This is a genomic window from Opitutia bacterium ISCC 52 (assembly GCA_014529675.2).
Lineage (GTDB): Bacteria > Verrucomicrobiota > Verrucomicrobiia > Opitutales > UBA2995 > UBA2995.
This window is the reverse complement of sequence record CP076040.1, coordinates 363,899-377,024: the sequence shown is the minus strand read 5'-3', so window position 1 is coordinate 377,024 and position 13,126 is coordinate 363,899. Positions and strand designations below refer to the sequence as shown.

General features: G+C 49.4%; 12 protein-coding genes. 6 read left to right on the top strand and 6 right to left on the bottom strand.

The features are described 5' to 3' along the window. Nucleotides 1-332 precede the first annotated feature (332 nt). The 3 genes from GA003_01610 (at nucleotide 333) to GA003_01600 (ending at nucleotide 3,450) form a co-directional block, all read left to right on the top strand. Complete coding sequence (locus GA003_01610) at nucleotides 333-953, top strand: DUF1080 domain-containing protein (GenBank protein QXD28703.1); 621 nt, start codon at nucleotides 333-335, stop codon at nucleotides 951-953. Nucleotides 954-1,196: 243 nt separating this feature from the next. Next, nucleotides 1,197-1,922 carry a hypothetical protein gene (locus GA003_01605; protein QXD28702.1) on the top strand — a complete coding sequence of 242 codons (726 nt, stop codon included), beginning with the start codon at nucleotides 1,197-1,199 and terminating at the stop codon, nucleotides 1,920-1,922. 262 nt (nucleotides 1,923-2,184) lie between these two features. Then, on the top strand, nucleotides 2,185-3,450 hold the full coding sequence (locus GA003_01600; GenBank protein QXD28701.1) for a glycosyltransferase family 4 protein: 1,266 nt from the start codon (nucleotides 2,185-2,187) through the stop codon (nucleotides 3,448-3,450). A gap of 149 nt (nucleotides 3,451-3,599) precedes the next feature. Here the strand turns inward: GA003_01600 and GA003_01595 are convergent, their stop codons facing one another. From GA003_01595 to GA003_01580, 4 genes are all read right to left on the bottom strand, one after another. Beyond that, nucleotides 3,600-5,423 (bottom strand): biotin/lipoyl-binding protein, encoded by a 1,824-nt coding sequence (locus GA003_01595; GenBank protein ID QXD28700.1) that lies wholly within the window; start codon nucleotides 5,421-5,423, stop codon nucleotides 3,600-3,602. Nucleotides 5,424-5,516: 93 nt separating this feature from the next. Further along, nucleotides 5,517-6,647, bottom strand: coding sequence for a sodium ion-translocating decarboxylase subunit beta (locus tag GA003_01590; GenBank protein QXD28699.1), 1,131 nt, complete (start codon nucleotides 6,645-6,647; stop codon nucleotides 5,517-5,519). Between the two features lie 9 nt (nucleotides 6,648-6,656). Further along, entirely contained in the window at nucleotides 6,657-6,923 is a 267-nt protein-coding gene (locus GA003_01585; GenBank protein QXD28698.1) for an OadG family protein, read from the bottom strand. Nucleotides 6,924-7,037: 114 nt separating this feature from the next. Next, nucleotides 7,038-8,003 (bottom strand): alpha/beta hydrolase, encoded by a 966-nt coding sequence (locus GA003_01580; GenBank protein QXD28697.1) that lies wholly within the window; start codon nucleotides 8,001-8,003, stop codon nucleotides 7,038-7,040. Between the two features lie 521 nt (nucleotides 8,004-8,524). Here GA003_01580 and GA003_01575 point away from each other — a divergent pair. Both GA003_01575 and GA003_01570 read left to right on the top strand, forming a co-directional pair. Further along, nucleotides 8,525-9,109 carry a YtoQ family protein gene (locus tag GA003_01575; GenBank protein ID QXD28696.1) on the top strand — a complete coding sequence of 195 codons (585 nt, stop codon included), beginning with the start codon at nucleotides 8,525-8,527 and terminating at the stop codon, nucleotides 9,107-9,109. 18 nt (nucleotides 9,110-9,127) lie between these two features. Then, a complete protein-coding gene (locus GA003_01570; protein QXD28695.1) occupies nucleotides 9,128-10,621 on the top strand; it encodes a sulfatase-like hydrolase/transferase in 1,494 nt (497 codons plus the stop codon). A 404-nt stretch (nucleotides 10,622-11,025) separates the two neighbouring features. On the opposite strand, the gene GA003_01565 is transcribed toward GA003_01570, so the two are convergent. Further along, nucleotides 11,026-11,229: a hypothetical protein gene (locus GA003_01565; protein QXD28694.1), complete on the bottom strand. Its 204-nt coding sequence runs from the start codon at nucleotides 11,227-11,229 to the stop codon at nucleotides 11,026-11,028. Nucleotides 11,230-11,249: 20 nt separating this feature from the next. Beyond that, nucleotides 11,250-12,629 carry a hypothetical protein gene (locus tag GA003_01560; protein ID QXD30312.1) on the bottom strand — a complete coding sequence of 460 codons (1,380 nt, stop codon included), beginning with the start codon at nucleotides 12,627-12,629 and terminating at the stop codon, nucleotides 11,250-11,252. A gap of 208 nt (nucleotides 12,630-12,837) precedes the next feature. On the opposite strand from GA003_01560, the gene GA003_01555 reads away from it, so the two are divergent. Further along, nucleotides 12,838-13,098 carry a hypothetical protein gene (locus GA003_01555; protein ID QXD28693.1) on the top strand — a complete coding sequence of 87 codons (261 nt, stop codon included), beginning with the start codon at nucleotides 12,838-12,840 and terminating at the stop codon, nucleotides 13,096-13,098. The last annotated feature ends 28 nt before the right edge of the window (nucleotides 13,099-13,126 follow it).

The following is a 13,126-nucleotide window of genomic DNA, read 5'->3' as shown; positions in this document are numbered from 1 at the left end:
AGAAGGAAATAAGCATTTTTTCTATAAGGATCCGGGCATAGAGTTTTATTATTAGTTTTCATCAACTATCAGGCCTGGGGCTTTTTCCCGGCCTGACAACTCCCATGTCATCTTTTGATCCTCCGGCATGCAACCAGGACAACTTTAGTGCTGCTTCAGCTCAATGTTAATGTTTTGCGTTTGCCCCCTTTTGATCCTCCAAACATTGATCTAGCGACGTGTTACGAGACTCCGTACGCCGAGGAACGGTATCGTCTTTATCGATACGGCAGAACTCCTTTGTCGACGTATTCAACGTGACAATGCAGGAGAATCCGTGATTCTATTTCGCCATGAAGATTTTACTAAGCACGTTATCGATTTCATTGCTCCTATCGTTGGGTCTGGGCGCCGCGGAGAAAGCACCCTTTACGAAACTGTTTAAGCTCTCTGATTTCGAGACGAAGGGTAATTGGATCGAAGAGAAAAAGAATGTGCTCCACCTGATACCACGGGAAGGCGAGTCAGGCTGGAAACGTTACGATGCCTACCTCTGGTTTCCTGAACAGTATCAGGATTTTGTCTGCCAGTTTGATTTCAAGTTGGGAAAAGGAGGAAACTCAGGCTTTTATTTCCGTATATCGGATCAGTCAGATGCCACGCTGCACGGTTTCGAAATTCAATTGAAAGACGATCACGGCAAAGACAAGCTGGGACCTCATGACGTGGGCGGTGTCATAAAAACCTCAGGACCTATGGTGAATGCCGTAAATCCCACAGGAGAATGGAACACAATGGTCGTTCGCCTAAAAGGCTCCAGGCTCAACGTAAAACTCAACGACCAGGTTGTCCAGCAAGTGGATATCGATACCGCTCGCCCCCAAGACAAACCACTTGCTCAAAATGGTTGGATTGCCATTCAGGATCACGGGCAGGAATTCTGGGTCCGCAATGTCCGTATCCGGGAACTTTGAGAGCGCAATCTTAGGGATTACCTTTGGCCGATAGACTACCTTCCTACCCGTAATCTTGATTAAAAAGACACATCCAGCCAAAGAGCTGCAATCGGCATCATCGTATCGGGTTATTCCTATTCTAGCTTGGAATCTCCTCAGCCTTGATGCTCATCCAAATCGACGCCACAAAGCATAAGACAAGCTCTAAACCTTTCCTCTCGTTTTTCCAGACGGAATGTTCAAGCTTTCCAATCCTCAAGCATGTTGGAAATTGTATACAGAGACGAAACCTGCGTTGTTATCAACAAACCCGCGGGGATGTTGGTACATCGGACGTCGCTAGACTATGGCGAAACGGTATTCGCAGTTCAACGACTCCGTGATCAGATCGGGCTGAAGGTTCATCCGGTTCATCGTTTGGATAAACCCACGTCCGGACTCCTTTTGTTTGCACTCAACGTGGAGGCGTTGAAGGATTTGCAAACTCAGTTTATGGAGAGGAAGGTTGAGAAAACCTATTGGGCGGTAGTTAGAGGATTTTTAAGTAGGAAGGGAACCATCGATTATCCACTCAAGCGAGAGGTCGATCCTTACTCACCAGCTACGGCCGAGGTGACTCAAAGCGCTATTACCCACCACCGGTGTTTGGCGCAAACCGAATTACTGATTCCAGTGGGACGGTATCCAACAACCCGATACTCATTCGTTGAACTCAAACCTGAGACCGGACGTAAGCACCAGTTGCGAAGGCACATGGCCCACTTACGTCATCCAATCGTTGGAGACATACGTCATGGCGATGGCGTGCATAATCGTTTCTTCCGGGAACGTTGGGGTATTCATCGACTACTGCTGCACGCTCAACAAATCTCGTTTATACATCCAACTAGTACAGATCGAATCACGCTGACAGCACCGGTGGATGAAGCATTCCAAGAGGTACTCGAGAAAACCAACTTGGAGGCAACAAGAGAAGTCAGTCCTTGAGGCTAATCGAATGGGCGAGAACTGTTTTGCATTCGGTCTCCGAAACCACTCTATCTTAAATCATTGGAAGTAATAGCTTCCTGCCGATTTATAAAAACCTTCAATCAATGGGTCGAATATACGCTTCGATATGACTTTTAAAATTGTTCATGTGACCGTCCAGCCTCCGAGCCAAGCTTGTTTTACAGGGGGGTATTGGAGCAGTACGAGAGGGTTGAGCATCGCTTTGTTAGATCTTGGCTATGAAGTAGAATATATATCTATGAAAATTGCGGGGGATCCATCCTATGAGGTCGTCTCGGTCAATCTGGGCGAGAAAGAATATCGTCTACCCGTGCACAGGATTGAAGTCAGTGATTCAGAGACCATAAGAACCTTTAAGGAAGGGAATTGGGAAGACCACTTCAACCGAGCAAAAGAGTTTTCTGAAAAGGTACCGGCAATGGTGAAAGGCCAATACCCAAACCCGACGATAGTTGTTATTCATTGTCATGGTTATGGTTTCATTCCAACCATTCGTGGGCACTTGGCCGGCTATAATATAACCACAGACCATAATTCGATTTGGACTGAGCGGGCGAGAATGAGCCAAGGTATAGATCCTGAAACATCACCCGCGTTCTCTCAATACATTCCCATTGAGTTGGCTTCCTTCTATGCCAACTCCAGAAATCGAGCCATTTCTGAGGGGGTAAAAGATGAAATACAATCGGTTGCCGTAAGAAGTTTGAGTGTGTTCAAAGATCAAGCTCTCCAGTTAGCAATTGAAAGCGGCTTGTCTGTTCACGGACTTGCTGAAGCAACTCCAGATGATACAGGGCTCGAGAACAGGATTGTGGTAATCCCTCATGGAGTTAGACAGGAGTTTCTGCAGGAGAATACTCCTCGCTTATCTGAAAGAGACGAAGATGCAGTGCTGTCATGGGGAAGGATATCTATAGAAAAAGGCTTCAAACATCTATTGGAAGCAGCCAAAAAATTCCCAAAAAAACAGTTTGTGGTTTCAGGCTCTATAAGATCCGGACAACGTGAGAAAACAAAGTACGTTCAAGAATTGGAAGCGCAGGAAAAAGCCCAAACGAATGTGCATCTAAATTGTGTCGAAGGAGGTATTCATGGGGATGACCTGATTCAGCTGGTGGATAGAGCTGGGATTATCGTTGTGCCCTCCCTCCACGAACCATTGGGTAATACCCTGCTTGAGGCTTTGGCGAGGGGACAGGTTCTCATCACAACAGCTACTTACGGAGGCAGTGAAGTCATGGGCATGAGCCTAGGAAGCGATCAGCTCTTTTGTAAGCATGCGCTCGGATACCTCATCTCTTCTGATCCTACTAAAATCACCGAAGGTATCACTGCTGCCTTATCTGACTTCTTCCGTTTGGATCACTCTGAAAAGCAGGCGATGAGAAAGGCTGCAAAACGAAGAGTCGAAGAGCATTTTACATGGAAGCTCATGGCCCCAAGACTCATTGAAGAGTTGTACTGGCCAAGTTCTCCCGAACATCATCTGAAAGAAACGGACTAGCTAATTCCTATTTAGAAGAAGCTAATGATTCATTATGAAGAGCTGATCGATGCGGAAGCATCAGTGGCTCGCTTTGCAGCTTTCGTCTACACAGTGCCTAGCCCTATCCATGAAAGCGGATCTACTCAGTCTATCTATTACCGATATATCTAGTCCGTACCAATGACTGCGATCGTCTGGCCGCCTGTTACGTGGTCACCTTCGTTAACTTTAATCTCTAAGACAGTACCATCCACCGGAGCCCCAACTGCGTTCTCCATTTTCATCGCTTCAAGAATGATAATCGTGTCGCCCGCGTTAACCTTGGCGCCTTCCTTGGCAACCAACTTATAGACAACACCAGGAATGGGAGCCTTGAGTGGCGTGCCATCGCCCGACACCACGGGTGCCTTAGACTTTGTGGTCTGCGTATCGGACGGCGGCGGGACGGAATCAGGATCGTAGGGCTGTAAATCGATATTGTATACCTTACCGTCCACAATGGCCTGGTCATCCTGCAAAACCACGTAATGGCTGCGACCGTTGACTGTGACCTGGTAGTGGTCGGTGTCCTCTTCATCTTTGGTCGGCTCCACCTTGCGTACCCCCAACTCGCCCTCATTTTTCAGGAATTTCACCCCTTTGTCTTTGCAAGTCGCAACAATGAACAAGTTCTCATCAGTCTCGGCCAGCCCCTCCGCGATCAAAACCTCGCGCGCCGGCTCGAGCCCCTTGCTCGGGTCCTCATTATTCATCTCCAGCGGTACTCGAGTCGTGGGTTCCTTGCCCAATTGTTCGCTGGCCAATTTGACGACCGCTGGATCAGGTTCCACCGGTGTCTTACCAAAATAACCGAGCACCATTAATCCGTAAGGCTCGGCGATCTTGGCCCACGGCCCGAAAAGCACGTTGTTAAACGCCTGTTGAAAGTAAAATTGGGAGACGGGAGTCACCGAAGTGCCGTAACCGCCTTTTTCCACTACCACGCCCATGGCTTTGATGATAGCCGGGTATTTGTCCATGATGTTGTTATCGCGCAACATCTGCGTGTTCGACGTCAACGCGCCACCGGGCATGGGACACCAGGGAATGATCGGTTCAACCCGTTGTGCTTCTGGCGGAAGAAAATAGTCCGACATGCACTCCTGGAAGATTTCCTCGGCGGTCCGAATCTTGTCGATATCGATATCAAGGTCGTAATCCGATCCGCGCAAAGCATGCCACATCGAGAGAATATCGGGCTGGCTGGTTCCGCCGGAAACCGGGTCCATGGACAAGTCAATGGCATCCGCTCCGGCATCCAGTGCAGCGAGGTAACCAGCAATCGAGGTACCAGCCGTCTCGTGAGTATGGAAATGGATGTAGGTGCCCTCAGGCAGCATTTGGCGAGCCCGCTTGATCGTTTCGTGAACCGTCTGCGGGGTTGAGGTACCGCTGGCATCCTTGAAACAGACGGAGTCGAAGGGGACATCTGCGTCGAGAATGTCTTTCAAGGTCTTGCTGTAAAAGTCAGGGTCGTGGGCACCGCTGCAGCCGGGAGGTAGTGCCATCATGGTTACACAGACTTGGTGCTTCAATCCGGCGTTGGTAATCGCCTGCCCACTGTAGATCAGGTTGTTGACATCGTTGAGTGCATCAAAGTTGCGGATCGTGGTCATGCCATGTTTCTTGAACAACTTGGCATGCATATCGATTACGTCGCTAGGCTGGGACTCCAGGCCGACCACGTTGACTCCCCGGGCCAGGGTCTGGAGGTTTGCCTTCGGCCCCGCGGTGTTGCGGAACGCATCCATCATCTTAAACGCGTCTTCCTGGCAGTAGAAATACAGCGACTGGAACCGCGCGCCCCCGCCCGCCTCAAAGTAGGTAATGCCAGCATCGCGGGCGGCCTCAAGGGCTGGGAGAAAGTCGGGGGTAAACACCCGTGCGCCAAAGACTGATTGGAAGCCGTCGCGAAACGCGGTGCACATGAAATCAATTTTTTTCTTTGCCATGATCAGTTCGTCAAATGGTGGAAATCAGAGAAAGTAGTTTAAAAGGTTCGGGGATAATCGGGCGGGAAAGATGAAGTGTGAGAGCCATGTATCTTATCCTCCCACTAGTACGGACCAGAGAATGCCAGCGCCAATGGCACTGCCAAGAACCCCGGCCACATTGGGCGCCATCGCATGCATAAGCAGGAAGTTCTCGGGATCTTCTTTCTGGCCAACCATCTGGACTACGCGGGCCGAATCAGGCACAGCGGACACGCCAGCAGCACCGACCAGAGGGTTAATCTTGTCCTTAAGGAACAAGTTCATGAATTTGGCAAAGAGCACTCCTCCAGCTGTGGCGACGATGAAGGACAAGGCGCCCAATCCAAAAATCATCAAGGATTGCGAGGTGAGAAAATTATCGGCCTGTGTACTGGCCCCGACTGAGAAGCCAAGCAGGATGGTGACGATATCAACCATGGCGTTTCGGGCGCTATTGGCCAGACGCTCGGTAACGCAGCTCTCTTTAAGCAGGTTGCCAAAAAACAGCATACCGACCAACGTCAGGGAACCCGGGGCGATCAACGCCGCAATCAGGAACCCAGCAATAGGAAAGATAATCTTTTCTCGTTGGCTCACATGGCGGGGCGGCTTCATCCGAATCAGCCGTTCCTTTTTCGATGTCAAAAGGTACATCACCGGCGGTTGCAGCACTGGAACCAGAGCCATGTAGGAATAGGCGGCTATGGCGATGGCCCCCAGCAGGTGCGGAGCGAGCTTAGCCGAGAGGAAGATCGCGGTCGGTCCATCCGCTCCTCCGATAATCCCGATAGCGCCGGCCTCCTGGCCAGTGAATCCAAGGAAAAGGGCTCCGAGCAATGTGAGAAAGATGCCAACCTGCGCCGCTGCACCAAGCAGGATCAGCTTTGGATTGGAGAGCATAGTGCTGAAATCGGTCATCGCTCCAATGCCGAGAAAGATCAGTGGCGGGTAGATCCCGTTGCTAACTCCAAAGTAGATATACTGAAGGACACTCCCATCATCATAGACCCCGAGGGCCATACTCTCGACACTGGGGATGTTCCCCACAACAGCGCCCATCCCGATCGGTACTAGCAGGAGAGGTTCGTAATCCTTGGTGATCGCCAGGTAAATAAACACTAAGCCGACCAGTATCATGACCGCGTTGCCCCAGGTCATTTGCGCGAAGCCGGTCGTTTCTAAGAAAGAAATAAAAAGATCCATAATCGCAGTCTAGCGAGTCTCCTTAAGTTTCCGCCGGCGCCGAAATGCAGTGGCGATCGCCGCAGCAACCATCAAGTCCTCTTCTTCCGATACTTTGCCTTCAGCCCGCTGATGGCTCGATTTTTGTTCCGGAAGAATCTTGTCCAGGTGTTTGAGCAGCGTTGGCAGAAACGCGATATAGAAGGTGATCAGGAGTAGCGCGATAAATACGATACTCATACCGGTGATCGCAAGGCCGATGCCTTCCTGCTCCAGGATGTTTTCGATTCCGTTCATAGATTTCTGAAGGACAATATTTGTGGCATAGATACCGACAAATGAAAGCGAAAAATTAAGCGATAAAATTTTACCCTGCGCCAGCGCCCACCCGTTCGAGCAATCTAGGCCTCTTTATCTCCCCGACAATAGCCCTTGCGTAAACAACCATTCATGAAACCGATCGATCCAACCGGCGACGGCAGGTGAGTTCCTCGGTTGGATACCGAATCCATGTCCGACACCTGCATAAATATGCAACTCGGCTGATACGCCGGCAGATTTTAGTCGAAGATAAATATCAGGATAATCCTCCGCTATCAGATCGTCCCCACCGGCAATTAGAAACACGGGTGGCATATCTTTTCGAATTTTTGTTTTCCAGGAGCTGTTGGAACCAAAAGGAGAACCGTAACCCAGGCCGATAAAAGCTGGCTTGGCGCTCAGGTCATCGATCGCATCTGTCCGATCTTTCACGGGCTTATCAAAATGCGTGCCCACTAGACCCGAAAGTACACCGCCGGCAGAAAAACCCATGACCCCGATGCGTTCAGGATCGATCAACCATTCGGATGCACGGCTACGAACCGTTCGCAAGGCGCGTTGCGCATCAGCCAGGGAATGTTCCATCGTGGAGTAGTCAGACCCCAGGTCGCGTTCCAGCCGATACTTCAAAACAAAGGCGGCAACACCATGACTGGCCAACCAGTCCCCTACTCGATATCCTTCATGGGTAATCCAGTTCGAACGAAAACCTCCTCCCGGTATTACGACCACCGCCGCTCCAGTTGCGACTTCAGCAGGCGGAAGATAAACTGTGATCGATGGATGATGAATATTGGATAGCACCAACCGGTCATTGAGCGTTCTATAACGAGCGCCTTCGGTTTTGCCTTCCGATCCCGGAGCTTCGTCCGGCCAAAGCAATACTTCCGGATGCAATCGTTCGTTTGGAAGAAAAGAAGCAGGCGGTGGCCCGGCGAAAGTTTCGGGTGGTTGATCAGGTTCTTGACCTAGGACCACGGAGAAAGTTGTTGCGAGAATAGTCGCGACCAAACTCGACCAACGCCGTATCGCAGGGTAGTTTTGTTGAGAATGCATCGATCGTTTAAGTATCAAGTTCGACAAGGTTATTCAGATATTCTTCCAGATTCGTAAATCCATCATGGTTCTTATCACCATTTCTATCACCAGGGTCTTTTGGATTTAAACCGTTTTGTTTTTCCCAGGTATCGGGCATCCTGGGTATGGGGTACCGTTTTATTTAAAGGAGATTATTTCGTTTGGAAATAGGAACTCCGGATGATCAAAACCATAGGATGCTGAATTATGGGCAATGGTCTAGTTATTTAGCAGGAGCGAAATGGGGCAATCTGAAAGATTCGATGAATAAGGAAATATACCATCGATTCGCCGATCAAGAGATTCGAACATTCGTTACCAAAATAGCTGCTTCGCTTGCGAAAGAAGAAGGTGTTTCTAATACTTTTAAGATGATCGAAAAAAACCAACCTTCGCATGACACGGGAAGGAAGGTTTAAGGTGTATGTTTCTTAGGACGAGAAGAATAGACAGCGACCCCATTGAGAAACACCTTATCAGAACTCAATGAAATAAATATCATGAATTGGAAAATATATCTATCCGGCGAGATACATACTGACTGGAGGCAACAAATAGAAGATAGCTGCAGGGCAAGCAATCTACCAGCCACGTTCTCAGCACCCGTAACCGATCATGAAGCCAGCGACGAGGCAGGCGATGTACTCGGAGCCGAAGAGAACCGTTTTTGGCGTGACCATAAGTCTGCTAAGGTGAATACCATACGAACTAAAACACTGATTAATAGTTGTGATCTAGCGATCGTTCGTTTTGGAGATAAATATAAACAGTGGAACGCCGCATTTGATGCCGGCTTTTTCGCCGCTTTGGGAAAACCTTACATAACCCTCCATGATGAAACGATCATACATCCACTGAAGGAAGTAGACGCCTCTGCCTTGGCATGGGCCACAACACCCGAGCAAGTGGTTGAAATATTAAAATACGTGATCACCAAAGAATGGCTATTGGCTCCCAAGAGCCTCGATCATTCTTCTGATACCGAACGTAAATATGGTTTCAACGCACTCCCAATTCTGAGACGCTTGAAACGGTTCCATCTGAAGGCCGTTGCTTTCCATAAGCCCCATCGGCATGTTAGCTAGTTTACTACTTTAGATACCATGAGATATCCCACCTATTTTCTATCGGCTTTCCTAGTGGCTCTTTGTTCGTCGCTCTTTTCATCCACTCCAGCGGATCGCCCCAACATCCTCTATATCTTTACAGACGACCAAAGCATCCGGACCATCAGTAGTTACACTGAAGCTCAACCCTGGATTAATACCCCCAATATCGATGCCTTAGCTGAAAAAGGTCTGCGATTCCGCTACAGTTACACGGGCGCGAAATGTGTCCCCTCCCGGGGCAATGCCCTCACGGGTATGCTCCAGTTCAACTACCACAAAGGAACTCCCTACTGGGCCACTCACTTCCGATCACAAGGTTACTACACGGGCATGATCGGCAAATGGCACTGGAATGTCCCTCGCTACAAGGAAGCCTGGGATTGGTCTGCCGTATGGGAACATCACTTGCCAGGAAACGGTAAGAATTACTACTGGGATCAATCCCTGCGCATCAATGGGGAAGAGTCGGTAGAATTGGAACAATACAGTACGGACGCCTACACTGACCGGACGATCGCATTCTTGGAGGAACGTGCAACCGAACCAGATCATCCCTGGTATTTCTGGCTATGCTATGGTGCCGTCCACGGACCCTACACACCTGCCGATCGGCACATCGGCAAACTGGAAGAAGCTCCTGAAATGGTTTACCCGAAGGATATTTTTCCTCCCCGTCCCGACAAGCCGGCACACATGGTAAATCTGGAGACCAATCCCCCTCACCCGAAAACAGGTATCCCCATGAAGGGAAACAACACGCTCGATGAGACAGTGAAGATGTATCATGAAGCGGTCATGGCTATCGATGAAGGCGTAGGGCGTATCATGAAGGCCTTGGAAGCAAACGGACAATTGGAAAACACCGTAGTCGTCTTCACTTCAGACCAGGGCTACGCCTGGGGACAGCATGGCTTTAATCTGAAAATTGCTCCCTACGATGCCAACCTCCTTGCTCCTTTAATCATTCACTGGCCGGGCAAGGTGCCCTTCAACACCCGCAGCACCGTGCCGGTAAATGGCGTAGACCTCATCCGCACCTTTCACAGTCTGGCGAGTATCGAACCAGCAATGAAACTGGATGGCCGCGATCTGACGGACCTCTTCCTCCACCCGGAAACGCGAAGCTGGGACGAACGCCCCATGCTACAAACCTACACCGGAAACATTTACGGCCAGGAGCAGATGATCGAGGAGCTAAAAAAAGCGCACGAAACAGGAGACTGGGAAAAGTTCAACACCCACAAGACCGAGATCAAAGCCTGGCTCATGGTCCGTCAGGGAAAGTATAAGTATATCCGATACATCTACAAAGATTATCTGGATGAACTCTACGACATAGAAGCCGATCCGGAAGAACTAAGCAACTTGGCCGTGCGACCAGAATACCATAAAACTAAACTGGAGATGCGTGCGCTCCTGACTAAGGAGTTGGAGAAGAAAGGAACTCAGTTTCTTTCTCTACTTCCGGAACCAATCCAGCGATATTAGGTCGATCATCGATTAGGGCCTATTCTCATAGTTCAAATTCGTAATACATCCTAGCATACAGGAGGAACGCCGCTATCAAGAGCTCGTGTTTCAACTTGATTGGACGAGACGGATTTCATTTTAAGAACTCGCCCCCTCTTTCGTCCATTCATTATCTTGCCGATCACAGAGGAGCGGACTCATCTGCCGCAGCGATGCAATCAGACGCTGAAAAGGCTCAAAGCGAAGCAGCTGCTATGGCCAAAGATGCTGAAGCGGAAGCTAAAAAGAAAGCAGCCGAACTCGAGAAGGAAGCCGAGAAGAAGCTGTCAGAGCTTAATAAGTAAGCACTTACCTTTTATCACCCTCGACCGACTTGATGACAAAGTTGGTTGAGGGTTTTTTTGTACCTTCGAAGTAGTAGCTTACAATGGATCACTTGCATGACTCATTGCTGCTTCCTCATGTTTCTTTTGCAAGAGAGGCGCGGCAACCAGCCACAAAATAGTGCCGAGCATCATCACCCACTTGGCAGTGCTTAGGGTCATCCCATCAAAAAGAAAGAGTATGGCTGGTAGAATAGTTAGAAAAAGTCCAACGCGTGCCAGAATAGTCAATACGAGAGTCATGATTGAAATAAGTTCTAGGTCTAAGCTGAGGCGGTCGCCTCTTTTTTGTTAAGAGCCAGGTAAAGTACTCCGCAACCAAGCCAGCAGGGTAAAGGCAGATACCAGGCGGATACTCCATGGAATTTATAGAAATATAATCCTATGGATACTGGGACGAGCCAGGATATGAGCACAGGTATGCTGAAAGAAGAAGCAGGTCCGGCACTATGGAAATTCGCTGAATCCCCGTTTCGTCTGAAATACCAATCAAAGAAAATGATCGCCCCAATAGGTGCCAGGATAGTTCCGTAGATGCCTACAAAATCGAGTAGCTGCCATGCGATTGCAGGAAAGGTTCCTGCCACAGTAGCTATAAATCCGGTGAACAAAGTGACCTTGAAGCGTGACACTTTGGGAACGATAGCCTGAAAAGCGAGACCCGCGCGGTAGATGGTTGGGTTGGCTGTAGTCCAGCCGGCCACGATCACACAAATAATTCCGGCAATACCTGCGACACTGTAGGCCATGGGGCCAGGAACCGGATTGGCATCGCGCAGGAGTTTAATCTGAGCGGCCAGCATGAAGGCCGCGGCTATCCAAGCCATATAGTGACCGACATACATGCCCGCAGCGGAGGCCCAGCCATAACTAGGCTTTTTAGCAAAACGAAAAACAGATAGGTCGGACATACCTACGTGCATCGCGGCATTACAAAACCAGCCAAAAAATACCACGCTCCAGAAACTCATGGAGGATGCAGCCTCTTCTTCCTGAGCGAATACAATGGACTCACTCCACAAGCTGTTGAGTGCTGCCCAGTCCGAGACTTCCAGCTGTTTGAAAGCAACAATGCCACAAGCAGCAAACACCAGAATCATCCAAGGGGCAGCAACATTGGCGAACTTGGCAACGGTATCGTAGCCCTTGGCCGCTACCAAGGCGATGACAGAACCCACCGCAAGAACTATGACAACAAACGAAATACTGTTGGGGAAAACATCCTCCTTTGTTGGCATGGGAATATCGAAAGGGATCCCCACCGCCGTCGCGGACACGGTAATCATGGCTCCGGCTAAGAAACAAAACAGAATGCCGTTCGCCAGGTTGTAGAGAATCACCAGTTTATTGCCGGCGATCTTTTCCAAATGATAATAGAGTGTGAGCCGAGCCTGAGTCGCAATCGGTGCGCACAGGAATCGCCAACTAAGCACCGCCAGTAAGTTTCCTAGAAGAAGACCGAGAAAAATGTTCTGCAGACTCACTCCATTTAGGAGAAACAGTGGGCCGATCATAAACTCCGTTCCAGCACAATGCTCGCCCGCATACATACCCCAGAACTTATTGGCGCCTTTAAGCTCGGATGGAGGAACGGGTTCGCGTTCAAATTCGCCGGAAGAAGTGGGTGCTTGCGAAGGAGTAATTGGATCTGAGATATCGGACACGATTCGGAGTAAAATGATTAAGGAGTCACACCATGTTTTAGATCATCCATAAGAAGTTAATCAGAAGCAAGACCTTAGACCGGCAACCGGTATCTACCGTAAACTCAGAGGCACTTTGAGCAACGAAAATGACTGTTGCAAACTTTCTGCGGTTCTTTGAGTGATGAACTCCATTTGTTATCCAATTATGCCTAGATATTTCATTCTAACTTTTCTATGTTTCACTCTTGGTCTTTGCGCTGCGGAGGGACCGTTTTCAGTCGACCAGCTTCAGCAAGAGCATCCGATGATTTTGGCCTCGGCATCCGACTTCACACGTCTGCGAAACGGACTACCGGATGAGCTTGGGCAAGACCTGCTCGCGTTCCTTCAGAATACGGGAGAATCGTTATTTACCGCCGAGCCAGCACAATATGAGTTGGCCGGCATACGACTCCTCGCCGAATAGTGCCTAGCTCTAAAACACATCAGCACAT

Bases quoted from the DNA above. Each gene is read 5' to 3' on its own strand.
- GA003_01590 (QXD28699.1), bottom strand. From the start codon at position 6,647: ATGGATCTTTTTATTTCTTTCTTAGAAACGACCGGCTTCGCGCAAATG.
- GA003_01605 (QXD28702.1), top strand. From the start codon at position 1,197: ATGTTGGAAATTGTATACAGAGACGAAACCTGCGTTGTTATCAACAAA.
- GA003_01610 (QXD28703.1), top strand. From the start codon at position 333: ATGAAGATTTTACTAAGCACGTTATCGATTTCATTGCTCCTATCGTTG.
- GA003_01575 (QXD28696.1), top strand. From the start codon at position 8,525: ATGAATTGGAAAATATATCTATCCGGCGAGATACATACTGACTGGAGG.
- GA003_01585 (QXD28698.1), bottom strand. From the start codon at position 6,923: ATGAACGGAATCGAAAACATCCTGGAGCAGGAAGGCATCGGCCTTGCG.
- GA003_01555 (QXD28693.1), top strand. From the start codon at position 12,838: ATGCCTAGATATTTCATTCTAACTTTTCTATGTTTCACTCTTGGTCTT.
- GA003_01580 (QXD28697.1), bottom strand. From the start codon at position 8,003: ATGCATTCTCAACAAAACTACCCTGCGATACGGCGTTGGTCGAGTTTG.
- GA003_01600 (QXD28701.1), top strand. From the start codon at position 2,185: ATGAAAATTGCGGGGGATCCATCCTATGAGGTCGTCTCGGTCAATCTG.
- GA003_01570 (QXD28695.1), top strand. From the start codon at position 9,128: ATGAGATATCCCACCTATTTTCTATCGGCTTTCCTAGTGGCTCTTTGT.
- GA003_01565 (QXD28694.1), bottom strand. From the start codon at position 11,229: ATGACTCTCGTATTGACTATTCTGGCACGCGTTGGACTTTTTCTAACT.
- GA003_01595 (QXD28700.1), bottom strand. From the start codon at position 5,423: ATGGCAAAGAAAAAAATTGATTTCATGTGCACCGCGTTTCGCGACGGC.